This window comes from Haloarcula amylolytica (assembly GCF_049705545.1).
GTDB lineage: Archaea > Halobacteriota > Halobacteria > Halobacteriales > Haloarculaceae > Haloarcula > Haloarcula amylolytica_B.
The window spans coordinates 1-25,342 of the sequence record NZ_JBNAMU010000003.1; the positions used below are offsets into that span (position 1 = coordinate 1).

Here is a 25,342-nt window from a genome sequence, read left to right on the forward strand (position 1 = left end):
ATGAAGCAAACCCGCCTGTATCAGAACAGCGGCTCTCAGATGTTCGCGGACGATCCGGCCGAGCTCAACGACCTCGAGCTTGGGATCGTCATGCTGTACGCCGATACCGCCACTGGCCGCGTCTGTAGCTACCTCCGGGCACGGCACGGTCAGCCAATCCAGGCGACCGTCGAATGTACCTTCGAGGACGTGATCGATCTGACATCGATCGAGTCCGTCATCGATTCGACCGCGCCCAACCGGTTCGAACTAGAACACGCACCCATGGACGATCCGACGGACCGCCGTTGGGCACTGCAGGGGCTTCGGTCAACCCCGGTCGAGCTGCCAGACAGCCTGCTGGAGGGGCTTCGCATCCTGCTGGATCCGGATCAGCCCACGCCTGGCGTGTCGTCCGGTAGCCTCTTCGAGAACCTCACCCACGAGGGCAGGGTGGATGACGAAGACACGCAAGTCGATCTCGCGGTCCGAAACATCAGAGACGCCTCGCGACTGTTCCGGTCGCTCGTCGAGGAACTAGGCGACCTCGGCGTCACGATCGCCGTCTCCAAGTCGGGGCGCATCGACTGCCTCTCGGAGACCGATGTCGTCGTACACATCGACGGCAGCGTCAGTAACCGTGACACGGTCGTCGTCCCGCACGATGACACCGCCGAGAGGCTGGCCCACCAGCAGGCGATCCTCCGGCAGCGATGGCTCAGCCGTGCGATCCACGGCCACGTCGACAACGTGGTCGAGGCCTACAGCGACGAACGCGAGTCGATGCCGGCGGACCACGAGGACCTCGCCGAGTCCGTGCTCCGGAAGGAATTGCGCAGCGCTCTCGGTGGCGTCTCCGATCTGACAGTGGTCCCGGTGCGGTCGCGCTGGACGCGACCGCTCGCGGCCGGTGTGAGTGGGCTCGGCCTCGGTCTGGTGGGCGGGTTCTTCGGCGCCGGCTGGATATCGGCCGCGGCGGCGACGATTGACGCCCAACTGCGTCCCGACCTGCTGTGGGCCCTCGGGGCTATCACGACTGCCATCCAGCCCAGCGAGGTGAGGCTCTACGGGACAGTGGCGGTCTGTTCCGTGGCGCTACTCGTCGGGTCTGTGCTGCTGAAACGGCGCATGGGATCGGACATCGACCGAGACCTCAGCAGCACCTCGGCACGCGAGGACCTGCTCGCGAAAGTGCTGCGGCTGGCGGTGATCATCTCGGCAGGCGCGCTGCTTGGCTCAATCGCCATGCTCACGTACGGCGGCTGATCCCGACTCCCGACCGCAGTGGTGCTGTCCGATACCGCCGGCGTCGACGATTCGCAGGCCAGCGCGGAGTCCTTGAACTGGCTCGGTGTCCCGTCGAAGGTCACGATCACGATCAAGGAGATCAGCGACAACCGCTACTACTACCGGCACTGGCGGGAAGGTAACAAAATGAAGTCGAGGTATCGGGGAGCGGTAATCCGGGTGAGTAGGAGGAGCCTCGGAAGAACGCGGGGTTTGCTATCGGGATGACTCCCCATGTTCGAAGTGAAAATCCGCGTGCCAAACGGCGTGAATCGGGTACTGAACCGTTTTCACATCGATGACGGGGGGAATGTTCGACCCTGTGTTTACACTTCGATGACGGGGGGTGTCAGACGGGCGGCTTGCACTTCGATAACGGGGAGGGGAACAATTAGTTCCGATCACAGATACGCAAATTCATATGAGGGTCGTCGATTCTGTGTTACACATCGATGACGGGGGGTCTTTCACCAGATGTACTTCGGTGTCGGCTCTAACTAACGAACTAGGAAAACGCTGAATCCAGGCGTTTTATTACATATTATATCACGTGCTGAGACTTTGTATCGTGAAGACTGATCCGGAAGCTCCGGCGATCTCGACGGTCAGGATCGCAATTGCGAGGGCGATAATGGGACGGTCAGTTGGAAATTGGCGGAATCGAGCCACGAGCGAGGTCATGTGAACAGATTGACTCTATTGACCCAAAGTGTTGTACGTTGAATCCGGATTCCGGTCAACCATCTCTCAGAGAAACGGCCTTGTTGAAGCTCTTAATCGGTGATAGATTTCAGCACTCCTGCTGAATACACAGCGCATATGCAGCACGCGTCGTCACTCTTGCTCATGGTGGCCGGATAGTTTTGTGGTTGCGATGGGAACTATATCTATGAGTGAGCCAGGTTCAGGGTGGGTTGAGCAAGGGGTCGGTCGGATTGTTGCCTATGTTGGTCGGAGTGAGCGCCACCGCGTGGGGTTCGTCATCGGCGTTTCGCTGTTGTTTTTCCTTGTCGCAGTCGTGAATTCGTACTTTGGCGGGCTTATCCCACTCATCTTCAACGTCGTGTTGGTGGTGTTCCTCTACACACGAGCGTCTGCACAAGCGACGGTGACAGCCAGTGCCACTGGCCCTGGGTTCATCTATCTCGTGTTCTATCTCTATCGGGTCATTGGCCCCTTTGAAGAGCCTATAGGGGGTTACGAGCCGTTTATATCAATCCTTCTTCGAGAATCTCAGTTGCTCGTAATCGGAATCCTGTTACTGATGCTTGGAGCCTGGCTCAGTCGAATCACGTCGTGACGACCGGGTCTGCTGTATTCAGCCTCTGTATCTGTTATACCCTTACTGACAACACTGAGTAGATGAAGAAGCCACTGCTGAATACACGGCTCGGGCCTTGTTTAGACGCTAGTAATATTGCCTAAATGTCGAGGATTCTAGGAAGTGAAGCGAGCACAGTTCGGTGTGCACTCGAAACTGGCCCGCTTCACCGAACGATGTGTCACATTATCTCAAAAAGCTGTCGGGAGTGACCCAGACCCACCTATCAAGAAAGGAAAGGTGGCTACGCAGATTGGGTAATCATAGCCATTCACGGCCTTCGAGAATACCTCGATCACACTTACCGGCAGCTGCTCGACGTGCTTCGAGAATTGCCCGATATTGTATCAATGCTCGGCCTTTCAGTGGATGAACCGCCGGATTTCACCACCGTCTGTAGTCGGAAACAAGACCTCAAAATGAATGTCTGGCGGACGTTGCTAGGACTGTCAGCAGATTTGTTTGATTCTGGAGAGATACAGGCAATAGACTCGACTAGTATCGCACACCGTTCGTCCAGTCATAATTATTCAAAGCGAGTCAAAGGAACGTTTGAGTCGGTTAAAACAACGATTCTTGCCGACTGCTCTACGCGGTCAATACTCGACGTACACGCTCAAAGAACCTACCACACGACATACAGATTGCTTGGAAAGTCCTGAAGAGGAATCTCAATAATGTAGAAACAGTCGTCGCTGACAAGGGCTTTGACTGGGACAAACTCCGGCATATGCTCCGAAATGAGGACATTAGACCGGTCATCAAACATCGTGAGTTTTACTCACTTGACGCTGCTCATAATGCTCACATTGATGATAAGACATATCATCAGCGTTCTATCGTAGAATTGATATTTTTTGCGCTGAGAACGATTTGGTTCGACAATTAAGTCACGAACGTGGTTTGGACAGTTCCGAGAGATCGTCCTAATGTGTGCTGTCAGAAACATAGAACAGTCTCTCAAGACCTAACTCAGATGATTTTGAGCATCTAAACAAGACCCAGGGCGCGGGTCTTGAACAGAGAGAACTACCTCTGTGACTCAGCAAGAGTTTGAATACCAAACAGAATGAGCAAAATACCGATTCCAGTGGCTGAAAGAGTCGTTTCGTGGTATTGATTGGCAGCTGGCACTTGTATAATTAGGAGAAATCCTGCCAAAATTCCAATAACCCCGACTCCTAATACTATCCTTGTCGGTATATCCTGAGACATATTTGATGCACCTCATCATACTACAATAAGTCTAAATATTGGTCAAATCTCAGTTGTAGCTTGATACGGAATACAAACCTCTCTCTCCCCGCTATTCATTGGATCCGTGGTTAACAGCGGCTTCAGCAAGCATATCCCGAGGGGATGGGTCTGTTTTGCTGACTCTACCCTCTGTATCGGTCACGCCTATTCTGATAGAAACTGAGTGGTTTCAAAAGACGTTGTTGTATACATAGCGCATGTCTTGTAGTACGTTTCACGCTGAGAAGCGAGTGACTGGTCGGGTTTATCAGCCGAGTTTATACAGGGTAGAGATGGGGTTTAATAACTCTCGCTTGTCTCTGGTATCTATGGCAGATACTACACCGCAGTACCTTGGTGTCGAAGGGTTGCGGGTTGTCCTATTCGGGTTTCAGTTGACACTCATCGGGCTTTTCTCTGAGAGTAGCCTTCCACTCGTCGGTATCGGTGTTGCTGTGAGTCTCTTCGGTCTTGTTCTACCGAATTAACTGTTTTCCCTGGAGTGAGAACTGCTGCACTCACGCTCTATATCTCACACGGTGTTCTTGACAGATGTTGATTTAGTCGAAGAACCATTCAGTACAGAGTGAATCTGATAGGAAATTCTCGATTTATGAAAAAACACTTCGGTGATGGCTTGATTATATAGATATGCAGCGAAGGCGATATCTACGGACGATGGGAGCCTGTTCTGGTATGCTGTCACTCGCAGGGTGCGCAGAAATGCTTCCAGGCGGTGACTTCCTCCCCACCCTACTCGCTCACCGCTGACGCGGTTCGCTCCTTGAGGGTGGGGCTTCCTGCTTCCATGACGCGCTTTGCAGACACCGAATCGGTGTCCGTAGGGAGCGCAGTCTCCACAGGCGTTGATTCGGGACAGCCCGTCCCTACTTGTTCGAGACCGCGAGAAAGAATGTTCCACGACGCATTCGCGTCTCTGTCCACCTCAAACCCACACGACGGACACGAATGCTCGCGTACCCATAACGGCTTGTCCGTCTCGACACCACATGACGCACACTCTTTAGTCGTTCCTCGGGGGTCCACGGCGACGAAGTGCGTCCCTTCCCGTTCGCACTTGTATTCGAGCATCCGTAGAAACGTCCCCCACGAGGCTCTGACCCGATTCCAAGAGTTGCCCGGGAGCTCGACCAACCCCTTCACGTCCAAGTCCTCGGCCGCTACAAGGTCGTATTCGCTGGCGTAGTATCCCGAGAGTTTGTGCAAGAAGTCACGTCGCTTGCGTTTCAGGTCGGCGTGGCGTCGAGCGACCGTCTTGCGTTGTTCCTCCCAATTGTTCGAGCCGTGTTTCTTCCGCGAGAGGTTACGTTGAGCGCGTTCCAATCGCTCGCGTTCATCGGAAAGGTCCGGCGACTTGACGGCGGTTCCGTCGCTGTCGTGGACGTATTTCAGGATACCCACGTCGATGCCAACTGCGTCAGTCACTTCGTCAGGCTTCTCGGGAGGGTTGTCAGGGGTTTCGACGCCGAGGATGGCATACCACTTGCCGGTGGGTTCGCGTTTGATCGCGACGGTCTTGATAGTGGCGTCGTCAGGTAGGTCACGGTGGAATGTGATGGGAATGTCACCAATCTTTGAGAGCCACAGTCGCGTCCGACCACTCGTGTTTTTGAGTTTGAAGCCGGATTGACTGTAGGTGAACGATTGGTACTCGCCCGGTGCTTTCCACTTCAACTCCCCGACGTTGTAGCCGTTTTTCTTCCGGCCTTTGAGCGTCGAGAGGTTGTCGTACAACCGCTGGACGACTTTCTGCAACGCCTTCGAGTGAACGTCTCGTAGGTCGGTCCACCAGTCTTTCAAGTCCGGCAGACGCTTCTGTTCGGAGTACGAGGACGTATCGTCGTGTCGGTTGAGTCGGTGGAGGAAATGGTTGTAGACCTGCCTACAGGTATCGACAGTCCACGCTAACCGTTCGCGGAGGTCGTCGGATGGGTTCAGCCGATACCTGTAGTTGTAGTTCATCTATTTGTCGGTAGGGTCGGATGTGCGGACGATTTTCACGTCCGCGCCACGCCATCGTTTCGGGACGTAGACGTGAGCGCCGTTGCCGGTGGCTTTCACGTCGCCGTCCACGACTTCGTGGCCGTTGATCGTGAACTTCTCCATGTACGATGTATATACATTGTCTGGACGTATAAACACTTTGGTGGGCCTGTGGGCCGGTCGTTGCAGAGTGTCTGTGAGACGATGACGGCGCTGTATCCCCGCCCTACTGCGCTACTCGGTCGCTTCGCTCCCTGCGTTGCTCCTTGAGGACGGGGCATTAGCGCCTGGTTTTAGGTAATACCGCGACGAGATAGAGGTCGCCGGCAGCCCCAGCGGTGTTGAACAGCAGCGCAATAAATGCTGCAAATGCAAGCAGGGGAATCGGAACGAACAACAACGGGAGTAGCAACACGTTGAGAACGACCAGAGGTGCGATTCCCACAACGAGGTTGTCGCTGCGCTGCTGGAATTGGTGGAATGCTGCTGCGTAAAACGCTCCAAGTTGCGGGGCGACCCCGTACGATACCTGATACCCGAGGTATCGATAGACGAGTCCATGCGTCAATTCGTGAAGCACAGTGATAACTCCTATCGCGCCGACGAATGCGATGGCGACCGACCCCGATCGAACCGTGAACGAGATGCTTGTGGCCGTCTCCTCAAAAGCGAAGATAGTTTCGAGGCGGTTCCCTGAGCATACCAGAGGAGGGCCCCAAATCCCACCGCAGCAATCGACACCAGCACGGCAACAATACCGAGTATCACAACCAACGAATACTGGAACGGGACAGCCTCTTGATATCCAGTCGGTGTTGCTGGACTCAGCGTATCAGACGGGTTGTACCCACTCGTGGGCATACAACGTTACCACGTCCAATCTCAATAAATAGGGTGGACCGAAGCCCCAAGATCGATATTGATATCCTATACAAAGACCGGTAAAGAGGATCTCTGTATCTCCCGATTTGACTGGCCCAGTAACGACCAGTATTGCATGACCGATTCGCGCCTTCCACCTTGCACGTCCGGTCTAATGTTTCCAGAAGGTGTCAGAAGCGGTGTTCAAGACTTAGAGGGTGTATACAGCAAATAGATGTAGCGGTCTACACAGTGAGTGAATAGGAATGGGTTGTCGCTGAGTTACCCTATCTGGACTGCAAATACGATTTGGTCGTTCAGTATGATGTGCAGGGGTTGACCGGCGTCATTCCATTCCTGTGTCTCTGAGTACGGTGATTCTCTATCCGTGTCGGTGAACGATACTTCTACGTCATAATCACTTCCCATTATGACTTCGTTGTTGATTTTCTCCTGTTCATTCGGTCTTAGCTCGAGACTGGTATCGATGCGGGAAGACTCGCTGTCGCCCTGTGTGACAGTCAAACCGACCGCCCGTGGCACATCCCCTTGGTTGTGAACAAAAACATCAGTTGCACCTCGGCTGCTCCCGAGGCGACCGTTACACCCGGCAAGTCCCGTGATACCGAGTGAAGTTAAACCGCCGAGGAGGGCACGTCGAGACCAATTCGAGCGCATACATTGAGTTCACGGAAGTTTCATTTGTATTTTCCCCACGTTTCTCCCCGCTTCCTTAGTTCTAATCTGACCGACTCGCGCGCTGCATCTTGCACGGCTCTCTGAACGTCTCGTCAGGATGTCAGAACACCCGGCAGTCAGTTCTGAAGGTCACTGAGCAGTTGGGTCGTCAGAACGGTTTTGAAGTCAACACTGTGAGCACTGTTCTGTGGCCCCGGAACTGCGTATTCGATTCCGGTGCCTTTCACGCAAAGCAGAGGCGCTACGCTAGCCAAGAGACGCTGGTCCTGCTTATCCACCAAATCATTAGTTCCCGCCCTCACAATCACGGATTTTCTCCTTGTTTTGTGGTATCAGTCAATGAACCCACGAGTGACCGTCCGGTGTGTTCTCCAGATACCTTATCAGGGTCATTAGTCCTCGTTCGCGTACTGGTAATTCGGATGGACTTTCTCGAGGAGATCTTCTACGATTTCCCAGAGAATCAGTGAGGGAGTCTGTTGGGTGAACGTGATTGCCCAGCGGTCCTCTTTGTCGGCGACCGAGTACTGGAAATGTGCCCGTCCGAGGTCGGGGTGATCCTCGTCCTGGTGCCACCCAGCGTGAAATCCCGTGTTCGGATCAGTGTAGTTGATACGGAACCAGTCGTGAGGGTCTTGACGGTACCATTTAATTGTCAGCTCCGGCGACTTGGGGCCCGTCGGGGGATCAAGACGATTCGGATCGAAGTTCGCCCGCAGCTGCTTGACTTCAATATCATCTGGAACGTACTCGACCGTCATAATCTGTGGCACACGGTCAAGCACATCCCGTTTCAGCTGGGCGTAAAGATTCGCGTTTGGGTCACCTCCGGGATGTGGGACCGACATCCGTTAGCTGCTAGCCTCAGCAGGCTCTGTCGTTGGGGCGAGGAAGTCCCACTCACGGATGGCGAATCCGACGATTTTGATGCGACGCTGGAGGTGCTCCCACTCACGAGCGATGTCACGCCGCTGGTCTTCCTCCTCGTCATCAAGGGTCTCCTCAGCGAGTGTCCCGCGAAGCTGGTTCGGTGACTCGACGTCGAATGTGTCCTCCCAATCACGGATTTGTGCCTTCATCTCGGCAAGCCGCTCCGTGAGCTCCTCAACAGTCTGGCCGCTGTCTCGGAGGCGCATCGCCTCCTGCATCGCCTGCCGGCGGTAATCAGGGTAGTACGTGGTGTGGGTACCACTCTCGTCACGGTGGAGGATACTGTCGTCGACGAGCCGTTCAAGGACGCGCTTGGTGGGCTCGTGTGACCAGCCCGCTTCAGAGGCGATCCAATTCGCTGTCCGCGGCTCCGACAGCTGCCGTGCGACCATCCGTACACGGTCTTCGCCCGTCGTCTGACGGTGCATCAGGCTTTCGGAATCTGATTCGTCTTCGATCATAGTCCATCGTTCGCACTCTGGCTTATTATAAGTTGAGGTGGTCCATCCTATATCGAGTGTGTCTCCTGACCGATCGTTCGACACATATAAACTGAATCCAGAAATTGGTCATTTCCCGATCTTGACGGCTCTACTCCAGGGAGGACGGCGTCAAAAGACGATTGCGGCAGTCATGCTTATCGGCAGCGTCAGGGTAGTTGAAACTGGTTGTGATTATCCCTGTAATCACCATCTCAGAGTGTCTCAGTCTCGAGCTCAGAGTCGCCTATCCAACCCGCCGGGGAAGTAAAGTTGCTGGCTCTCAACTATACTGTATAGTTGAATTACTAGGGCTATGGGACACACTGGCCAACCGCCTCTCCCAGATTGGATCCAGAGTGCCTACCAGACACTCGAGAGAGCGTACGCCACAGGCACTGACGAACTCTCCAAGAGTGAAGCACATGAGTTCCTTCTGGCTGAGTCTGAGGATATTGAGGAGCAGGCTGATGCAGTATACGTGGTCGATCGGCTTCTTGACCGTGGCTGGCTCTACGAGGTCGATGACCAACTCCATAAAACCGAGTAACACAATCCTATCAGCCATGTCAATAATATTCTTGACTTCAAAGAGGTTGCTACAATCTCCCTGGAGCCGAGGACGCTATTTAGGGCCGGGAATGATCGTTCGTTGATTCGGCAGCTGCTCACGGATGCAGTAGCGACGAGGAACCACGACAGCTATCCCGAACTGAACTCACCAAGTCCGATTGCTCGTGGTCCAGCAACCCAATGAAATAGGGGTCATTGCCGAGGTTGTTGATTCGCGACAAAATCTCGTCGGCGTCTGCGTGTTTAACCAACAAACAGGTTCGAAAAATTAGAAATGTTGGTTAACTAGGTAGCGCTGAGGAGTCCGATTCTGGAAACCTTCCCGTAAACCGTCGTATCTTCCAGAAACTCGGCAACTGTGGACAAGTCCCGATCTATCTGGGGCTTACCCTGAAACGTGGAAGCGCCACACCGCGGCTTATCAAAAATGTGGACAACAAGTCGAGTATAGGAGACACTCAACGTCGAACCGATTGGCGGTGAACCAGCCAACTCGGGGCGCAGACCGCAATCTATCCCTCGCTGACCAGGCCGATCCGACTACGGACGAGATGCTGCTGCCACAGTTCGACGACGGCATCACGCTGCTCGACGTCGAGGGAGGCCGCGGCGTCCCGATCCTGCAGTCGCTCGTGCTCGACCATCTCCTCCTGCACGACGGGCCCCCTTTCTGGGTCGACGCGAACGGACACGCGACGACACTCGCTCAGACGCGCCCAGTCAACGGTTGCCCAACCGAACTACGACCTGCTCATCATCCACAACGTCGCCGATATCCGACGGACTCGAGCGTTGATGGAGCTTGCAGAACGGTATTGCTTGAAGTCGGATTTATCGATGAAATCGCTTGACCCAATTGCATAGAGGATCACGCGTTTCAAGTAGTATGAAAGGGAGTGAGACTATTTTGCGTCCTACTGCCGTTCCCACAGCGTTTCGATTCGCTCTTCGACGTAATCGAGGGCAAGGCGGCAGACATCACGATGGTCTTGGGGCCACTGTGCGTCCTCTGCGTTGGCGCGACTCGCGTCCGGCGGTGGATGGAAGTGGTCCCGTACGTTGTGACTGCTGGGGTGACGATCCCACCGACACTTCCACACGCTCTCTTGGCGCTCTTCTTGATAGTGAACGGTGAAGTCGTCGTTGCGATACCATCGAATCTCAAACCGAGCAGACACATCACCCGGGTAGTAATCACCGGCGAGTTCGACACGGAGATACAGTTTCCCTTCCTCGACGAGGTCCACTGCTCCGAATAGTCGGCGGCCAGCGAATCGAGACTGTATCCGCTCTAACACTGCCCGGTCTAGTGGCGCGGGACTCGCGCCATCGTCGGTCGGCACCATCGTCAGCCGTGCGACGGCGCAGTCGAACTGGTCGCCTTCTGTCGGGCGCGCTCGTGGAGCCGGCGCTCCTCGATCGCGGTCGCCCAGTCGCCGAGGTCCGCGTATACGTCGTCAACGTGCTCGGAGTCGTATTCGAGAACATCAACGTCAGCGGGCGAGTCAGCGTCGTATTCCTCCCGATATGCTTCGATTTGGTCGGTAAGGTCCGAGACCCGGGCTTGTAGTTCTTCGACGGTGTGGTCATTCGCTAGTTCGTTCATTCGCCGCCATTCGAAGTAGTCGTTGTTGCGCTCGTATCGAGCTGGGCGGCCGTCGTGGTGGATGACAATACCGAGGTCAGTATAGAAGGACAGGTGCGTCCGTGCAGATTCTTCTGAGCAGTCTGCACGCTCGGCAATCTCGGCGGCCGTCATCGGCTCCCGTGCATGGAGGACCGCGCCATACACGCGCTGTTTCGTGTCTGCGCCTTCGAATGGCCGGTCGAATGGGGGTGGGCCGTCGCCACGGGCGTCGTCTGACATATTTCGACCAACGGGGTAAGCTCACATATTTCTTTCTGTGGGCAAAATATATTTTTTGTCTTCCTATGCTGCCAGGAATCTCGCCTGTTTCAACGTGGACTTCTCGCGAGAGTTCCGATACGGTCTGGAGACTGGCGCTGGTCTGACGCCGGCGAGTGACCTATCGACGCTCCGGCTCAGCGTCCCAATGATCGAAACGAAAACCATGTCCGCAGCATATGCAGAACGTGGCGGCGCTGAAGCGGGCTCGAGAGCAGGACCTCGCTGTCCATCCGAGACGGGACATCAAGTACGTAGTCGCCGACGACGAGAAAACCTCGCAAGAGCGGGTCGCGTTGTCTCACGAAGAGATTGAGTTGTACGGTCCATCATACTACGAGACTCAGTCGGTCTGAGCTGTCGAGAGCATACTGGCATCTCTTGACAGGGATCAGAACGATATTAGATGAGAGATCAACGGAACACGTATAGTCAGTATCACAGACTGGATCTGACGAACCCCCTCCCCCCTTTTTCGAGTTGTAAACTCGTATCGACAAGGAGGGGTGAATGACAAGAGGGACTGCGAGCCAATCGATTACACCAGATCTGCACGATAGAGGTGCTGATTCTTTAGTGTTCTAACTTGCTATTTAGAATGAAAAATTTTATATTCTATGTTACTTAACCGTATCTGTACTGTGGACAAATAGAATATATCGTCTAGCTCAGCTAGACGATTGAGTTATTTATATATTGATATTCTCCCATTTCGTCCGTGGTGCCAATCCCGTGTACTATCCTGTTTCATTGCCTCTACACCAACTTCTGTTACCTTGGTGCTCACTACACGGCGTTTGGAGTGGCCCGTTCCCCATGACTTACAACTCGAAAAAGGGGGGAGGGGGTAGAACATTCGAGATCAGTGAACTACCCTCCCCTACTGCGCCACTCGGTCGCTTTGCTCCCTACATTGATCGTTAACGACGGGGGCTTAGCGCCTGCATTCAGCTAAACAGCTTCAGAAGCAATCATATTCGAAACTCGCTGTTACTCTCCTTCGCGAACCGGTCCTACGAGTGTTGTTCTTTCGCGACAATCCTGGTGCTTACAACTCGAAAACGGGGGGTCTGAGGCATCGAGAGAGTTCGATGATAGCGATCTTCGTCGACCCGTTACATCTCGACAACGGAGGGTGATAGATTCCGAAGACGGTAGCTGACTCATACAGAGGATACGTGGCTGTAGTGCTTAGATAGCCTATTTTCGCCCGGTTACAACTCCATAAGGGTCCATATTTTTATACCCAGAGTTCGAGGGGGTTCATAATGGGACGAGAGGGACGCAGAGCAGGATCGAATAATCCGGAAGGTGAGGAGGGTCGTGAATCCTCTTCTGCTGATCCTGAAAAGCCTGAGTCGATGGATGAGGTGGGCGATTCTCTTGGCGCATCACAACCAACCTTCGGAAACGGATCAGATCCCGTTGATTCGTCTCAAGAGACAACTAGCGGCGACGGTGGTGGTATCTCAATTCGTGACCGACTCCAAACGGAATCGTCCGGTGGTGTTTTTGCGAACAAAGACCTCGTCCGGTCAGATACCATCATTGATGAGGACCGTATCGTCGGTCGTGACGACCAGTTGGGCCGTGTCGTCGACAACCTAAAACCGGTCCTCCAGAATGAAGGGATCCCCGATATGCTCCTGAGCGGACCATCTGGAACCGGGAAGTCGCTCATCATTCATGCAGTGTGTAAACAAATCGTCGAATTATGTGAATCTCAAGGCAAGACTTTCGGGGTTCTTTCTATCAACTGCGAGGGACCGAAAACTGCAGATCGGGCTGTCTACCGGCTAGTTAAAGCTGCTGCCGACGACCTCGGTGTCGATCCTGGTGTACCCCAGACCGGCGTCTCAACGGATCAGAAGCTTGAGCGGCTGTATGAACTCATGCGAGAGTATTACGATGGTGTCATCTTCATCCTTGACGAGATAGATATGCTAGAGGGGCCGTATCAGGAAGCGGAGTATAATTCTCTCATCTACCAGCTTTCACGGGCTCGCAAACTTGCTGACTTTGACGGCCCGATTTCGCTAACGACGATCACGAACTACGCTGATTTCATGAAGGATCTCAACAGCCGCGCACAGAGTTCCTACAATCCCGACGATATCTTCTTCGACGATTACGATGCGACGCAACTCCGGAGTATTCTCCACAATCGGCGGGATGCGTTCAAGCCAGAATCACTTACAGATGACGTTGTTCCGCTTGTTGCTGCGTTCGGATCCCAAACACACGGGGATGCGCGGAAAGCGATTGATCTCCTTAGATGGGCTGGCGAATTAGCCGAGCGGCGTGGAGCTGACACGGTTACCGAGACTGATGTCCGTGAAGCCCAGGAGAAATACACCGAAAACCGCAAACTCCGTCATATCAGCGGAATCTCGACTCAAAAGAAACTCTCTATCTACGCTGTGGCGGCGACGGCCAACTATGCAAGAGAGTATCCTGAGTGGATACCTGCTGGACCTGCCTTCAAGACGTACCAATTCATTGCTGATACGATGGATACGGATCAGTACAGTCGCGAGACGTTCGTAAATCACGTCACCGAACAGAGTACGTACGGTGTGTTGGACTTTGAACGTCGAGGCAAGGGGCGAGGCAGAGGTGTGCATATGTACTTCTCTCTCTCTCCGAGGATCCAGAAACGATCATGGAGACGCTCCGTGAGGATTCCCGGTTCGATGATCTAGCTCATGAAGAGGCGACTATCAGTGCAGTTGTCCAGGAACGGCTGAAACAATTCCGGAGTAAGAACTAACCTCGCCAGTATTGGACCCACACTTACTACTCGAAAACGGGGGGTGTACGTATCCCACGTGATGCGTTACAACTCGAAAATGGTGGGTGTAATTCGTCGGTATGTCTCGTTACTACTCGAAAACGGGGGGTGGGTGAGCCAATAGATTTGACGTAGCGGTAGATCTGCTGTGCTATCTCTTCACCCTCTCCCATTTACTACTCGAAAACGGGGGGTGTCCTACGATTTCTTTGTCGTCGGTACCATTGATGATGAAGAAACCGTGGGGAAACGACGGCAGCATGGAGTGGGTACTCCAGGTTGAGTTCACTCGTCTGGATTGACCGGCCCCTTATACTTTGATGTCACCTTATCCCCCTCCCGCCACTGCCAGTAATAGTAGCGGTTGTCGTTGATCTCTTTGATTGTGACTGTGGCTTTCGGCGGGACGTTGTCCGGTAGCTCATCCTGCCGCTCGTCGATTTCGTCCTCATCCGACTTTTCCTCAAGACAGGCCTCGCGAGCTTTGTGCTCTGCTAACTCCTCGGCGTAGCGTGCGACGTGTCGGAGTTGGTCTGGCGAGTAGCCGTTGAGGGTGTCGACGATCCCTGTCGGGAGTTCTGCCGGCGGCGTCGGTGGCTCGTGGGACATTAGCGGTCGCCTTGTGTTAACCAACAAAGCACGTATTGGCATAGGTTTGTTGGTTAATCACATATTGTGTTATCACGTCCTTATGATAGACGACGGCAGCCGCCACCGCTCGTACTGCTTACTGCTGCTCAGCCATGTCGACGTCGAATCACTCGAAGCCGAGGTCGACGATCTTGAATCTGAGGACTTCGACGAGGTGCTCTCACTTCACAAAGAAGCCAACCAACTTGAATTCGAAATCGATAGTCTCGAATCAGATCTCGAAGGCTTCTCCGAGGAAATCGAAGAGATCGAGGAAATGCTGGACCGTGCCGACAACCTCCGAAAAGAACGCGAGGAATTGGGTGACCAGTTGACCGATGAACGGACAAAGATCGACCAGATCGAAGCCGAGGCGGTTGAGGAGTTCAACGAACATATGGAGGCGATGCTGGAGATTCTGGACTACAAAAATCTGGACCGGATCTGGATCGAGCGTGTCGAGCAGACAGTGCGTGAGGGGCGGCGGAAAGTCGAGAAGACAGCATTCGACCTCCATATCGTCCGGACGACAGAAAATGGAGCCGCCTACGAAGATACGATTGAACATCTGAGCGAGAGTGAGCGCGAGGTGACGGGACTGATCTTCACACTGGCAGGCTATCTCGTCCACGACCTTCATGAGACGGTGCCATTCATGCTGGTGGATTCACTGGAAGCGATCGATTCAGACCGCATTGCCCAGTTTGTCGACTACTTCGAAGACTATGCTGCGTATCTCGTGGTCGCCTTGCTTCCTGAAGACGCACAGGCGCTCGACAATGACATCACTCGTGTTACTGCTATCTAACCCCCCGTCAGCTCAAATCCTTATCAGTAAATGAGAGGGGCATGAGTAACACCTGCAAGGTGGTGTAATCACTCACCAGTCAGGTATGATATCCAGAGGCACTTGTACAAACGCCCGATAGTAGTTAGTATGACAAGTGAGGACGGGCCGGTACAACACTGTACGTTAGATGAACCGGCAGACCTCCGAGTTGCACTTGATGAAGCCGCAATCGAATATCTCGATGTCGATGATGATAAGACGGTCGTGATCTATCGAAGCGCAGTTTTTGTTGTTGAAGCCACTGAAGGCCACGCCACAAACGCGACGGCGTTTACTGTCGAACTCTGGGAACCTCCAACAGATAATTTTGAATATGAGCCCGACGACCTTCTCACCACCTTCACCGACGAATTGATCCCACAAAAAAGATCTCAACGATAGGCTAAGATCCCCCTCCGGGATCAGATTAGTCGGCCCTGGTGAATCGCGGGATAACTGCAGTTTCGACCGTCAGAGAGAGGAGCATGAAAATGGGAAACCACCGATTGTCTATGTCGAAGGTCTCCTGTTTCACGAGTAAGGACATTCAGTTAGCTAAAGTGTGAGCAGTCTGTCCCAAGCCCTGCTTGGACAGGCCGCGGAACTTCCGCAGCAACGGCCGAACGAGCGAAAACAGACAGGGCACCTTACCAGACCTCTTCGAAGTCCGATTCCACCGCTGCTTTCCCGTCTTCTGAGATGAGGTAGTAGGCGCGGTCTTCGTCGTCGGCCTCTTGGATTTCAGCATCATCGAGTGCGTTCTTGTCGACACGAAGCACAAGTCCTTCTTTGGCCATTTCCTGAAGATAGTTTTTTACAGTCTCTTTCCCCACACGTAGCTCACGGTGGATTCTAAGGTTTCGGTAGAGCGCTACAGGAGACATCGCGAGAGGATGCTCTGCCATGAATCTGAGTATCAACTCTTTCCTCTCACTTTTCACCATGTCACTTTCGACAAAGGGTGAACTCATATTTTCACCGGAGCACTGATAATTACTTCTATTGGCTAATATTTCACTCTACAGTGTTATATTTTAGCTTATAGGGGTAAACTACTAAGTAGTTGCGCCCTTGACTGTCTGAGTGGGTCGACGCGTCGCTCCTCGGGTGTCGTTCGGAAAACCGAGTGCGACGCCGTGCCATCAACACGGGCGCCGCGTCGGCTGCGAAACCGCATGAACGTTATCACTACCGGGAGTCTTGAAACCTCCCCACGATCGCAGCGCCTACAAACCACCATTCGACCGAATATTGCCCCAAGTAGCCACTGTTTCCACCCTTGCTCGCCGTCTGAACAGTTACCAATTGGCCACCAATCCCGATTGGAGACGGGCGAACGATGAGTGAGACGAACGCCGAGTCCAGCGGCGAGATCCATCGAATTGCCCAGATCCCGTCACTGTTGACGAGTTCGGCTCGTGAACTCTTCGACGCGTTCGGCGAGAATATCATCCGCCTCCAGGCTCACGGTAGCGTCGAGACGACGAACCGCACCGCAATTGATGACCTACGGCAGTACGGTGTTAGTCGCGAACAACAGACTAACCAGCGGCTCTCTATCGAATACGAGCAACTCCATGGTGAAAGTGGGCCGGTCAATCCGCTCACCAGTGATGCCTGCAAACGTATCCTCTCAGAACTAGATGCGGTCCTGGATACAGACCGAATCAGCGTCGACCCGGATCTCACGGTCACCTCGATGCTGATTCGCATTACTGATGAGCGTTTACAGGAGGTCACGCCGGCCCAATCCGCCGAGTTCGACTTGCTGTTCGTCGCGGACCCTGCCGAACCGCCGCTTCGGGAACCGACCAAGCGACTCAACGCCCGGCAGGGCCTCTACAGTGAGCTGGGATTCAATATCACGAACCTCAACCTGCGGTCGGTTATTGAGACCGAAGCAAAGTATCACCAACAGTCCGACGGCCAGTATCTTTCGTGGGGCGGCCCCGACGATATTCGGCCCCGAACGCCGGATCGACTGGCGATCCGGATCAATGACCACGTGCTCCCCGATACCTACGGGATGCTCAAGCCGTATCGGGTCACTGATGATAGCGTCCTCGAAGTCGCCGAAAGCAACCTAGACGACATTGCGGACCGGACCGTGCATACCGGCGATACTGCCTCACAGGGTGAGGAGTAATGTCGGGGACGCAGTTTACCGTCGATGCTACTGGTGGTGACGGGTTCTACGTGACGGTGTCCGAGGAAGTCACTGTCTATGAATCATACAGCGATGCCGTCACAGAGATTCAGGAGAAAGTCTCGAGTGAGACAGAGAGTTTCCTCGCCGAAGTCGCCATCGAGGCTAGCGGCGGTGACGACGTTGCACTGACACTCGAGCAAGTCGGGTGGCAGCAAGTCATTCAGGACATGGGTGACGCCACTGGAGGCGAGGATGCATGATCGAGCGACAGGCGTTACCGGTCGAGTCGCTGGTACTTGATGCTGTCCAGTCCCGTGAGGAGGCGTGGACCGGCGATGCAGATGACCGCCAGCTCGCAGACTCCATTGCCGCTGATGGTGTTTTACAGGATATTATCGTCCGGCCGTTGGATACTGTTGAGCTTGCTGACGAGCAGGTTAGTGATGCCGACGAGACGTACGCGATCGTAGCTGGTTCGCGACGGTACCATGCAGCGATGGAAGCCGGCTATGAGCGGGTGCCGTGCAAAATCCTCAACGCTGACGATCTGGATGCAGCATGGACGTCCCTTATTGAGAACACCGACCGGAAAGAGTTGTCCGAACAAGAGATTGCCAATCAGCTCAAACTGATCTACGAGCTAGTTCGGCCCCGAGAAGAGCCCGAGTCGTGTCCAGCCTGTAGCGCCGACATGGCAGGGGAGTCGGAGTTGTTGGCCCACTGTGCGGCGACGACATGTACACTCCCTGGGAGTCCAAGTGACGGGCCATCGGTGCGGAACTCACCGGATGGCTCGCAGGTGCGGCGGTTCAGTACCGACGAGCAAGCCTTAGAGTACGTAGCCAAGCGATTCCTGGGCCGGGACGATGAGAGTGCAATCTCGATCGTGGAGGGGCACTTACGGACCGCAGAGCTGCCACCAGTGTTGCAGTCACTGTTCAAATCACCCGAGGACCGAACCGAACAAGAGCGGCTGGCACTGGAGAACTACGGGATTGATATCAGGGCGACACTTGGCAGTGGTGACGGCAAGTCGGGGACCTCCAGAGAAATCGTCGCACTGTACGAGGCAGTTGACGAAGAAGCTGAAACGGCTGCCATTGATCCAACCGACGCAGTCTTAGAGACTGTTGGGTCACTTCGCTTTGACGAGATGTCCGAGCAAGAGCTTCGGCGAACGCTCCGTGATTTCCGACACGATGTCACCACGCAGTTAGAGAGTGATGTTTCAACGAGCGACCAGCGAGAAGCCTTCACTGAGACGCTCCAGAACTGTGCTGCGGCGCTCAAAGAGACGTACGAGGAAGTTGAACCGACGCGGCCGTTCAAAAAAGTCGACGTGCTGGGGCCGGAGACCCAGCACCACAGCCGGTGGCACACTCACGCGATGCAACAGCGAGATGTGAACGGGCATGGTGAATTAGTCCGGGAGCTGTACCAAGAGCGACTGGAGACGCTAGCGGAAACTGAGGAGTGGGAGTAGCGATGACAGCGAACCCTGAACGTGAGACCATCCCTGAGGGGAAGCTCCCGTCGGAGTACGACAAACTTGTGGCTGTGGATTCGTTGGTCCATGGAACGCATAACCCACGGCGGGTGACCCCCTCAGAGGAGCTTCGAGCATCGATCGCAGAGACAGGACTGAGTAATCCGCTGATTGTACGGCCGGATGCCACAGATGAGGTCTACCACATCACGGACGGCTGGCAGCGATACCAGGCTGCTACGGCGTGTGGGTGGGAACAATTGCCCGTCCAGATCTATGAGACCGCTCTGGATGCGTTGGCGGCGACAGAGACGGCAAGTATCGTCCGGGAGTGGTCGACCTACGAGTGGGCTCAGTACTGTCAGTCCGTCGCGAGTGAACTGGAAGCGGAGTCGACTCAGGAACTGGCCGAGTTGGTGGCTGATCGGACAGTAAAAGCGCCGCGAACGGTACGGCGGTATTTCAATGTCTTGTCGTTACCGGCGGAAATTCATCCGTTGCTGATCGATGGACCAACAGGGACGAGTCAACAGTGGACCGCACTGAAACATCATAACAGCAAGATCCGGCGTTTCGATGGGTTGCGTTGGACCGTCGCGGGGTATCTAGCTCGGAGACAGGCAGCCATCAGTAAGGACCGTGTGGTCGGGATTGCGGCGATGGCGGTAGAGTTCGACCACAGTGACGATGCGATGGAGTTCGTTGACCGGGCTGTCGAAGCCACGGACACCCCGTTAGCGACAGTTCGAGAAGGGATTCTGTTTGGCCAGCAGCATCCGCGGTACCTGGAGGTCCCACGGGTAGCAGTGGCGTTAGATAGGGAGGAGAAGCAAGCTGTGATGGAGTACTGCCATCAGAACCGCCGTTCACTGACTGATGTCGTGACCGAGACAATACGTTCGTTAGCGACAGATGTGGTCGAGGAGACGTAAACTGCGTACTTGCGTACTGCTGATCGCCGACAAGACGGCGAAATCGGAGTAATATGGGGCTCACCTAGCACGTTCCATATATGTTTCACTGCGCCGTGTGCTCGCTGCCTCTCTCAACTTTTTTGCCAAATTCCGCTTCCATTCTCTTCTTTCTCCTATTTGCATTACAATACTGTGTGGTGTGGTGTGGGCTGCTGTCGGGTGCTGTCGCGGTTGCTGCTGGGGTCGTGGTTGCGGGGCTGTGTCGGTTAGCTGAGGTGTGCTGTGCTGGGCTGTTTGCGGTCGCGGTCGCTGTTGCGGTGGGCGGACTGAAAGGGGGCGGTCGCCTCGCGTGCGGTCGGTGCGGGCGTCCGCTGCGCGGCCCCTATCGAGGGAGCGCAGCGACCGATGATATGTCGCGCAGGGACCGCGAGCGACCGCGGGCTTTCGAGGGGTGCATCTCCGGCCTGTCCCCTGCGGTCGTAGTAGGTGTGTCGAGGCGAGTTGCCATGCCTGTCCCGAGGGCGTCCTTCCAGGGCCGATCTCCCCGCCAGCCAGCCGTCGACGTCGTCGCTCCAGAGTGCAGTCACATCCAGTGTTAGAATCCAAATACATTCGCGTCCCTGAGTTGCCTCCCTACTGTGCTGTTCCCGCCGTCCGTCCCCCCACTGTGCGTCCCCCTACTGTGCCTCCTGTCGCTGCACGTCCCTCCACCGTTTCCGGAGCTGTCCCAACTCACCATCCACTGTGGTCCACTGTGTCGCCCACTCACTTCGATGCGGTCTGTCCCCCCACTGTTGCCCAGGCGGATCTCCCCACTGGCTGTCTTTGTATCGAGGTCCGTCCCACTGCGGCATCCTCGCTGGTCCACCCCTTGCTACACTCGCCGTTACACTGCTGTGTCACTGTGACCCGCTCTGCCGACACAGGCGTCTCGTCTATCTAGCTATTCTGATAGTAGCCCGTCTGGGTGGTCCACGGCTGGCTGCCGTCTGAAGCCCGCTGCCAAGCGCCTCTTGGCTTCACCCCTCCTACACCCCCTACACCCCCCTCTCTCTTTGGATAAAATCGGGGGGTGTAGCTTGTCTGGACACTCTTCTAAGAAGTCTATAGAACCTATAACCTTTTCTAAAGCCGTAAGCCGTGTCTGGACGCTTTCCAGCGACTGTCGCCAACTGGATATTCGTGTCTGGACACCCGGTAGACGTCTGGACACGGGCAAATTCTGGGGAATTGGAATATAAACGGTCGAATACCCTCCTGTTTAGCGTCTGGACACCCGGTAGCCGTCTGGACACGGGTGAATTCCGGAGAATTGGCGGATACTGCGTCAAATACCCCCTGTTTAGCGTCTGGACACCCTGTAGCCGTCTGGACACGGCAGATTTCTGGCGAACTGGCCTATGTTCTCCCGAGACAACTGCCATATTGTGTCATATCGTGTCTGGACACCACGTAGATGACTGGACACGGCAGAATTCTGGAGATAAGCCCTCTCTGAGGCTGGGAAAAGAATTCAATAATTACTCAAACCCTCGAATACCTCCAGTACAAGCGCTACTCCGGAAAATAAGGGACTATTTGATTCTAACTGGGGAAGCTCGCCCTGTAGTATCAGTATCCAGAGACAACCCAGAACCAACCATCTATCTTGGCGGGGGTGCTGCACGATCCAATGTATAAACTCAAGGTTGATACACGGACAGACTAACTCGCTCAGAACAACCGAACCGACACTGAATATCTCAGGCTGAAAAGTTGAGGACTGATTTCAACTTAGATGTCACCGCTTAGATTTCGGCATCATCCTGAATCCGATCGAGCGTATCGAACATCTCGTCCGGGAACGGAAGACTCTGATAGATTGAATAGGGGCAGTTCTCTTTCCCGATACAGTGCCGTCTCATGTCGTCGTTGTCGCACCCCATCGGAAGGGCATCTTCACCGTCGATAGTCCCGTGGTTAATTTCATAACCAACCTGATAGTTGGTCTCGGCTGGGTCGTACCAATCCCACTTCTTTTCGAAGAGATTTGCGACGTCATCAATCACTGCTGGTTTCATATTTTCATGAGACATTTGGTGGTAATCTTGTAGCCACATAACCATCGCGACGAAGTTGTAGAGATCCTTCCTGACCGGCACAGTATTTTCGACTCGAAGGTCCTCGACCATGTTCTCGAAGCAGGGGAGTTCAAAGATATCCTCCAGCGTGTTGACGGTGATCTCTTTCGCACCGGACCCCCCACCCTTTCCTCGTAAGCGAGTAGTAGCGTCGACGGGAGACCTGATCTTGCTCGACATAGCCTTCCTCTCTCAACTGGTCAATATCGGGATCACCAGCTCGGGTTTTGAGGTCAGTCATCGAGTCGGTCAGTGTGTAGTCATCGAGTTCTTCTCGGAATGCTCTTGCAATCAGGCTCATGAACGACACGTCGTTTTTTGAGAGCCCCAATCGCTCACGCTCTGCTTCACTCATACGGGACGCCGTGGTGGTAATGTCGAACTCAAGGGTTCCGCTGATTCATCACAGATTAAAGTCTCCCTCCAAGGACAGGGGCTTAAGACACAAACAAAGCAATTCGCGCCTGCAGGTGAGGGCCGCTACCACCACAGGTTCCGTCCAATCCATTTGAGAACGATAACGACTGAAGCAGACCGAGAAGAGCGACACACCTTCTAACTCATCGGTTGATACCGACCGTATGAATACCGCGAAGAAGGGCTGCCTCTGACAACAAATGTTCCATCGGTCGAGGCTAATATACTAATCGGTCGGAAGAGTATGGTTCACTTGCTGTACTTGTCTTCCAATGCCGCTTCTTCGCGTGCCAGTATCCTGACCCCCTCTCGGATACCTTCAGTGAGTACCACTCGCCCCATGTCCGTAAGCTCGTAGTACGAATATGTCTCTTCTGTCCCCGTGTTGGGGTTTCGTCTGTTCTTAATCAGTCCAACTTCTTTCAGCGTTCGAAGCGGATAGTGGAGGGCATTGTCCTCTTCACCCAGAACCATCGATAGTTCGCTGGTGCTGAGTTCGTTGTCCTCGGCTAGTGCTTCCATGATCCGGAATTGCTTCGGTTTAGAGGCGACCTCGTACATCTTGAGGTAGTCCTCAAGATCGAAGATACTGTCTTCGGGGAGGTCAACGTCCAATTCGAATTCGTCATCATCTCGCCCATCATCCTCTTCCCTGTCAGGTTCTAACACGCCACCATCTGGTATTCCAGTGCGCTCAGGATTGCTCATGTATTTTATTGTTGTACCCAAACCACATTAAATATTTTTACTCCGGTACTCAGCCAAGCCTGACGGCTCCTAATACCGAAAAACGCTACAGGTGCCAGAGAGACTATCACGCGACAGTCCGAATGTGGGCCTTGACTGCTTGGTAGAGTCCGTCGAAATTGTCGAACTCGTCGGCAGTCACATGCCATCTATCCGAGACGGCGTCGACCATGGAACTTTCAACGTTTTCCTCGCCCAGGAAAAGGAGTTGGCGAACGCGTTCGGGAGAGTGCAGGAGATTATAGCGATCAACGAGAGCAGTTGCAGATTGGGTTCCAACTGGCCGACCGGTTACTGCAGCATCTCGAAGCGCAAGGCGAATGACCTGCAGGTCGTGACGAGAGTCAAATCCCTATGATTCCGCTTGCTCCTCAAGTTCTGTATCATAGATGTCGAAGCCGATGATATCGTGGCACTCGCGACAGAGACAGACCCCCTGATCAGGGTTGTGCGACCAGTGGTGATAGTCTAGATTCCCGCCGACGAGTGCTGAGTCACGTTCAAGAGCAGTACGTGTGCGTCGACACAGTGGACAGGAGGTATCTCAATCACGACGGCAGATGGTGGTTCGGAGACACGGTCAGTTGACGGCGAGGGGACGACCACCATCGACATCGAGGCAACCGATGTCCAGATTATCAGTGCCAACGCGCAAAAACAGACTGACAGTAGCGCCACGCTGACGATACAGATCCTCGAAAACGGTACGGTGGTCGCTGAATCATCGACCGACGCTGAATACGGTGTTGCTCAAGTCAGTCAGTCCTTCTTCTGACCAGAGACCCCAGTTATCCTGGAGCCCGTTGTTGATTCTTTGCCACCATGTCAACTGTGAAACTACTAGCCATCAGTATCATACCCGACACCGGAAAAGTCTAAGCTACAGACACCGCCATCTGATTTCACTTTCAGGTGTCTGTATCCCCACCCCACCCACCCCATTCGGTGCCGGATTGGGCCGGCACTTTCACTTTCAGCCCACTAGGCTGGCGTATATCCTCTCGGCGACACAGCACACAGATATACACGCATCGGCCGAGGGGCTTGACAGCCCGCCAGCCAGCGAAGAGGGAACGACATTCCCATCCGAATTCTCACGCGAAGCCCTGCTGTGACTCGGGATATCGATCTCTTTCAGGCCGCCGGTGATCGCATTACCGTCGGCTCGTCGATTCCCTCATTCGATGCGACACTCGTCAGGGCGATGGAACCGAACGCCCCGCCACCGATGACTCGCTGGCAGGCGTTAGATAAGCCCCAGCAGGCCGGTGTGTCGGTGTTCGTCTCGATGTCACCGACATATCCAACGATGGACGAAGACGACTTTCACGAGCTCCTCAGCTACTTTAGAGCGCTCGGTGAGGTCGTCGTCTTCCACGAACCAATCAATCCCCGTGGCGCAAATTTCCAGCAGTGTCTCACGCCGCCAAAGAAGCCGGCTACGATGACGTTGTCAGCGAACTCCAGCGGATGCAAGACAGCCACCAGTACTGGGTCGAGACGCCCTCGAACAACTAAATACAGTCCAGCAGGTCGCAACACGCTTCGACGGGCTCGAAGTCCATTCCTTGCCAGACGATGAGTTGGTCCGCTCGACGAGCGGTCAGCTCCGGTCGAAGCTCACAGCGATGCAAGAGGCCGTCTCTCCAGAGTCGTTCTCTACACGTGATATGGACGCCTCGCCCGAACAGTCCGAGTTAGCCCAGGACGGCGAGTCCATAGAGCATCTCATCTGACATGCCTATCAGGACCGCGTCACGGCGTAGCAGGTTGAGGTTGCAGCCGACGCCGTCGCAGGCGGGGTATGAGCCTGTGGTGGCGACGGGGTGAATGAACAGAGTGCTAACCAACAGTTGTTGCGATTACTTTCGTTTTGTTGGTTAGCTTTATTGCTGGCCTACTCCAGCGGTCGGCCAAGGATGTCGAAAGTATCGACCGTTTTGAATTCCTGATAGCGGTCTTTCCCGGGTGGTGCGGCCAAGAC

At 54.5% G+C, this 25,342-nt stretch carries 22 protein-coding genes and 6 pseudogenes; 15 read left to right on the forward strand and 13 right to left on the reverse strand.

Annotated features, from left to right (window positions below; translation table 11 throughout):
* The 4 genes and pseudogenes from ACOZ4H_RS19190 to ACOZ4H_RS19205 all read left to right on the forward strand — a co-directional run.
* A partial coding sequence (locus ACOZ4H_RS19190; protein ID WP_424330882.1) for a hypothetical protein occupies nucleotides 1-1,245 on the forward strand: 1,245 nt, incomplete at its 5' end.
* Nucleotides 1,246-1,263: 18 nt separating this feature from the next.
* Nucleotides 1,264-1,494, forward strand: a complete 231-nt coding sequence (locus ACOZ4H_RS19195) for a hypothetical protein (protein WP_424331047.1) — start codon at nucleotides 1,264-1,266, stop codon at nucleotides 1,492-1,494.
* A 661-nt stretch (nucleotides 1,495-2,155) separates the two neighbouring features.
* Nucleotides 2,156-2,566, forward strand: coding sequence for a hypothetical protein (locus tag ACOZ4H_RS19200; protein WP_424330883.1), 411 nt, complete (start codon nucleotides 2,156-2,158; stop codon nucleotides 2,564-2,566).
* 165 nt (nucleotides 2,567-2,731) lie between these two features.
* A pseudogene (locus tag ACOZ4H_RS19205) lies at nucleotides 2,732-3,558 on the forward strand (IS5 family transposase).
* A gap of 1,018 nt (nucleotides 3,559-4,576) precedes the next feature.
* Here the strand turns inward: ACOZ4H_RS19205 and ACOZ4H_RS19210 are convergent.
* The 5 genes from ACOZ4H_RS19210 to ACOZ4H_RS19230 all read right to left on the reverse strand — a co-directional run bounded on the left by ACOZ4H_RS19210 (nucleotide 4,577) and on the right by ACOZ4H_RS19230 (nucleotide 8,778).
* Nucleotides 4,577-5,806, reverse strand: a complete 1,230-nt coding sequence (locus ACOZ4H_RS19210; RefSeq protein WP_424330884.1) for an RNA-guided endonuclease InsQ/TnpB family protein — start codon at nucleotides 5,804-5,806, stop codon at nucleotides 4,577-4,579.
* Nucleotides 5,807-5,950, reverse strand: coding sequence for a DUF2080 family transposase-associated protein (locus tag ACOZ4H_RS19215; protein ID WP_424330885.1), 144 nt, complete (start codon nucleotides 5,948-5,950; stop codon nucleotides 5,807-5,809).
* A 157-nt stretch (nucleotides 5,951-6,107) separates the two neighbouring features.
* A complete protein-coding gene (locus tag ACOZ4H_RS19220; protein ID WP_424330886.1) occupies nucleotides 6,108-6,407 on the reverse strand; it encodes a DUF3267 domain-containing protein in 300 nt (99 codons plus the stop codon).
* Between the two features lie 1,372 nt (nucleotides 6,408-7,779).
* The gene (locus ACOZ4H_RS19225; RefSeq protein ID WP_424330887.1) at nucleotides 7,780-8,235 is read right to left on the reverse strand and encodes a hypothetical protein; all 456 of its coding nucleotides are present in this window, start codon (nucleotides 8,233-8,235) and stop codon (nucleotides 7,780-7,782) included.
* Nucleotides 8,236-8,238: 3 nt separating this feature from the next.
* The gene (locus ACOZ4H_RS19230) at nucleotides 8,239-8,778 is read right to left on the reverse strand and encodes a DUF7342 family protein (RefSeq protein ID WP_424330888.1); all 540 of its coding nucleotides are present in this window, start codon (nucleotides 8,776-8,778) and stop codon (nucleotides 8,239-8,241) included.
* Nucleotides 8,779-9,112: 334 nt separating this feature from the next.
* On the opposite strand from ACOZ4H_RS19230, the gene ACOZ4H_RS19235 reads away from it, so the two are divergent.
* Nucleotides 9,113-9,346 carry a hypothetical protein gene (locus ACOZ4H_RS19235; protein ID WP_424330889.1) on the forward strand — a complete coding sequence of 78 codons (234 nt, stop codon included), beginning with the start codon at nucleotides 9,113-9,115 and terminating at the stop codon, nucleotides 9,344-9,346.
* A 502-nt stretch (nucleotides 9,347-9,848) separates the two neighbouring features.
* Nucleotides 9,849-10,108: pseudogene (locus ACOZ4H_RS19240) on the forward strand (hypothetical protein); the annotation flags it as partial.
* A 175-nt stretch (nucleotides 10,109-10,283) separates the two neighbouring features.
* Here ACOZ4H_RS19240 and ACOZ4H_RS19245 read toward each other — a convergent pair.
* Nucleotides 10,284-10,715: a hypothetical protein gene (locus ACOZ4H_RS19245; protein ID WP_424330890.1), complete on the reverse strand. Its 432-nt coding sequence runs from the start codon at nucleotides 10,713-10,715 to the stop codon at nucleotides 10,284-10,286.
* Nucleotides 10,716-10,717: 2 nt separating this feature from the next.
* Nucleotides 10,718-11,236 carry a DUF7342 family protein gene (locus ACOZ4H_RS19250; RefSeq protein WP_424330891.1) on the reverse strand — a complete coding sequence of 173 codons (519 nt, stop codon included), beginning with the start codon at nucleotides 11,234-11,236 and terminating at the stop codon, nucleotides 10,718-10,720.
* Between the two features lie 212 nt (nucleotides 11,237-11,448).
* On the opposite strand from ACOZ4H_RS19250, the pseudogene ACOZ4H_RS19255 reads away from it, so the two are divergent.
* Both ACOZ4H_RS19255 and ACOZ4H_RS19260 read left to right on the forward strand, forming a co-directional pair.
* A pseudogene (locus tag ACOZ4H_RS19255) lies at nucleotides 11,449-11,628 on the forward strand (type B DNA-directed DNA polymerase); the annotation flags it as partial.
* A gap of 1,008 nt (nucleotides 11,629-12,636) precedes the next feature.
* Nucleotides 12,637-14,045 (forward strand): annotated as a pseudogene (locus ACOZ4H_RS19260) (Cdc6/Cdc18 family protein).
* A gap of 306 nt (nucleotides 14,046-14,351) precedes the next feature.
* Here ACOZ4H_RS19260 and ACOZ4H_RS19265 read toward each other — a convergent pair.
* Nucleotides 14,352-14,675 (reverse strand): hypothetical protein, encoded by a 324-nt coding sequence (locus ACOZ4H_RS19265; RefSeq protein WP_424330892.1) that lies wholly within the window; start codon nucleotides 14,673-14,675, stop codon nucleotides 14,352-14,354.
* Between the two features lie 139 nt (nucleotides 14,676-14,814).
* Here ACOZ4H_RS19265 and ACOZ4H_RS19270 point away from each other — a divergent pair.
* Together ACOZ4H_RS19270 and ACOZ4H_RS19275 are read left to right on the forward strand one after the other, a co-directional pair.
* Nucleotides 14,815-15,504, forward strand: a pseudogene (locus tag ACOZ4H_RS19270) (archaea-specific SMC-related protein); the annotation flags it as partial.
* Between the two features lie 129 nt (nucleotides 15,505-15,633).
* Nucleotides 15,634-15,927 carry a hypothetical protein gene (locus ACOZ4H_RS19275; RefSeq protein ID WP_424330893.1) on the forward strand — a complete coding sequence of 98 codons (294 nt, stop codon included), beginning with the start codon at nucleotides 15,634-15,636 and terminating at the stop codon, nucleotides 15,925-15,927.
* A gap of 245 nt (nucleotides 15,928-16,172) precedes the next feature.
* Here the strand turns inward: ACOZ4H_RS19275 and ACOZ4H_RS19280 are convergent, their stop codons facing one another.
* Entirely contained in the window at nucleotides 16,173-16,469 is a 297-nt protein-coding gene (locus ACOZ4H_RS19280) for a hypothetical protein (protein WP_424330894.1), read from the reverse strand.
* Nucleotides 16,470-16,864: 395 nt separating this feature from the next.
* Between ACOZ4H_RS19280 and ACOZ4H_RS19285 the strand changes: the two genes are divergently transcribed.
* The 4 genes from ACOZ4H_RS19285 to ACOZ4H_RS19300 are packed head-to-tail and all read left to right on the forward strand — an operon-like array spanning nucleotide 16,865 to nucleotide 20,092.
* Entirely contained in the window at nucleotides 16,865-17,671 is an 807-nt protein-coding gene (locus tag ACOZ4H_RS19285) for a hypothetical protein (protein ID WP_424330895.1), read from the forward strand.
* Nucleotides 17,671-17,934 carry a hypothetical protein gene (locus ACOZ4H_RS19290; protein WP_424330896.1) on the forward strand — a complete coding sequence of 88 codons (264 nt, stop codon included), beginning with the start codon at nucleotides 17,671-17,673 and terminating at the stop codon, nucleotides 17,932-17,934. Before ACOZ4H_RS19285 ends, ACOZ4H_RS19290 begins: the two co-directional genes overlap by 1 nt.
* The gene (locus tag ACOZ4H_RS19295) at nucleotides 17,931-19,157 is read left to right on the forward strand and encodes a ParB/RepB/Spo0J family partition protein (RefSeq protein ID WP_424330897.1); all 1,227 of its coding nucleotides are present in this window, start codon (nucleotides 17,931-17,933) and stop codon (nucleotides 19,155-19,157) included. Before ACOZ4H_RS19290 ends, ACOZ4H_RS19295 begins: the two co-directional genes overlap by 4 nt.
* Before the next feature lie 2 nt (nucleotides 19,158-19,159).
* Nucleotides 19,160-20,092 carry a ParB/RepB/Spo0J family partition protein gene (locus ACOZ4H_RS19300; RefSeq protein ID WP_424330898.1) on the forward strand — a complete coding sequence of 311 codons (933 nt, stop codon included), beginning with the start codon at nucleotides 19,160-19,162 and terminating at the stop codon, nucleotides 20,090-20,092.
* Nucleotides 20,093-21,861: 1,769 nt separating this feature from the next.
* Here ACOZ4H_RS19300 and ACOZ4H_RS19305 read toward each other — a convergent pair.
* The 4 genes from ACOZ4H_RS19305 to ACOZ4H_RS19320 all read right to left on the reverse strand — a co-directional run bounded on the left by ACOZ4H_RS19305 (nucleotide 21,862) and on the right by ACOZ4H_RS19320 (nucleotide 23,689).
* The gene (locus tag ACOZ4H_RS19305) at nucleotides 21,862-22,374 is read right to left on the reverse strand and encodes a primase-associated protein (protein ID WP_424330899.1); all 513 of its coding nucleotides are present in this window, start codon (nucleotides 22,372-22,374) and stop codon (nucleotides 21,862-21,864) included.
* A complete protein-coding gene (locus tag ACOZ4H_RS19310; protein WP_424331048.1) occupies nucleotides 22,265-22,549 on the reverse strand; it encodes a hypothetical protein in 285 nt (94 codons plus the stop codon). Before ACOZ4H_RS19310 ends, ACOZ4H_RS19305 begins: the two co-directional genes overlap by 110 nt.
* Nucleotides 22,550-22,860: 311 nt before the next feature.
* The gene (locus ACOZ4H_RS19315) at nucleotides 22,861-23,319 is read right to left on the reverse strand and encodes a winged helix-turn-helix domain-containing protein (protein ID WP_424330900.1); all 459 of its coding nucleotides are present in this window, start codon (nucleotides 23,317-23,319) and stop codon (nucleotides 22,861-22,863) included.
* Between the two features lie 106 nt (nucleotides 23,320-23,425).
* Complete coding sequence (locus ACOZ4H_RS19320; protein ID WP_424331038.1) at nucleotides 23,426-23,689, reverse strand: DUF7509 family protein; 264 nt, start codon at nucleotides 23,687-23,689, stop codon at nucleotides 23,426-23,428.
* 897 nt (nucleotides 23,690-24,586) lie between these two features.
* On the opposite strand from ACOZ4H_RS19320, the pseudogene ACOZ4H_RS19325 reads away from it, so the two are divergent.
* Nucleotides 24,587-25,094: pseudogene (locus tag ACOZ4H_RS19325) on the forward strand (radical SAM domain-containing protein).
* The last annotated feature ends 248 nt before the right edge of the window (nucleotides 25,095-25,342 follow it).

What these genes read in the sequence shown, in the direction of transcription:
- ACOZ4H_RS19200 (WP_424330883.1), top strand. Translation starts at nt 2,156, where the DNA reads ATGAGTGAGCCAGGTTCAGGGTGGGTTGAGCAAGGGGTCGGTCGGATT.
- ACOZ4H_RS19210 (WP_424330884.1), bottom strand. Translation starts at nt 5,806, where the DNA reads ATGAACTACAACTACAGGTATCGGCTGAACCCATCCGACGACCTCCGC.
- ACOZ4H_RS19215 (WP_424330885.1), bottom strand. Translation starts at nt 5,950, where the DNA reads ATGGAGAAGTTCACGATCAACGGCCACGAAGTCGTGGACGGCGACGTG.
- ACOZ4H_RS19225 (WP_424330887.1), bottom strand. Translation starts at nt 8,235, where the DNA reads ATGTCGGTCCCACATCCCGGAGGTGACCCAAACGCGAATCTTTACGCC.
- ACOZ4H_RS19230 (WP_424330888.1), bottom strand. Translation starts at nt 8,778, where the DNA reads ATGATCGAAGACGAATCAGATTCCGAAAGCCTGATGCACCGTCAGACG.
- ACOZ4H_RS19235 (WP_424330889.1), top strand. Translation starts at nt 9,113, where the DNA reads ATGGGACACACTGGCCAACCGCCTCTCCCAGATTGGATCCAGAGTGCC.
- ACOZ4H_RS19245 (WP_424330890.1), bottom strand. Translation starts at nt 10,715, where the DNA reads ATGGTGCCGACCGACGATGGCGCGAGTCCCGCGCCACTAGACCGGGCA.
- ACOZ4H_RS19250 (WP_424330891.1), bottom strand. Translation starts at nt 11,236, where the DNA reads ATGTCAGACGACGCCCGTGGCGACGGCCCACCCCCATTCGACCGGCCA.
- ACOZ4H_RS19265 (WP_424330892.1), bottom strand. Translation starts at nt 14,675, where the DNA reads ATGTCCCACGAGCCACCGACGCCGCCGGCAGAACTCCCGACAGGGATC.
- ACOZ4H_RS19275 (WP_424330893.1), top strand. Translation starts at nt 15,634, where the DNA reads ATGACAAGTGAGGACGGGCCGGTACAACACTGTACGTTAGATGAACCG.
- ACOZ4H_RS19280 (WP_424330894.1), bottom strand. Translation starts at nt 16,469, where the DNA reads ATGGTGAAAAGTGAGAGGAAAGAGTTGATACTCAGATTCATGGCAGAG.
- ACOZ4H_RS19285 (WP_424330895.1), top strand. Translation starts at nt 16,865, where the DNA reads ATGAGTGAGACGAACGCCGAGTCCAGCGGCGAGATCCATCGAATTGCC.
- ACOZ4H_RS19290 (WP_424330896.1), top strand. Translation starts at nt 17,671, where the DNA reads ATGTCGGGGACGCAGTTTACCGTCGATGCTACTGGTGGTGACGGGTTC.
- ACOZ4H_RS19295 (WP_424330897.1), top strand. Translation starts at nt 17,931, where the DNA reads ATGATCGAGCGACAGGCGTTACCGGTCGAGTCGCTGGTACTTGATGCT.
- ACOZ4H_RS19300 (WP_424330898.1), top strand. Translation starts at nt 19,160, where the DNA reads ATGACAGCGAACCCTGAACGTGAGACCATCCCTGAGGGGAAGCTCCCG.
- ACOZ4H_RS19305 (WP_424330899.1), bottom strand. Translation starts at nt 22,374, where the DNA reads ATGTCGAGCAAGATCAGGTCTCCCGTCGACGCTACTACTCGCTTACGA.
- ACOZ4H_RS19310 (WP_424331048.1), bottom strand. Translation starts at nt 22,549, where the DNA reads ATGAGTGAAGCAGAGCGTGAGCGATTGGGGCTCTCAAAAAACGACGTG.
- ACOZ4H_RS19315 (WP_424330900.1), bottom strand. Translation starts at nt 23,319, where the DNA reads ATGAGCAATCCTGAGCGCACTGGAATACCAGATGGTGGCGTGTTAGAA.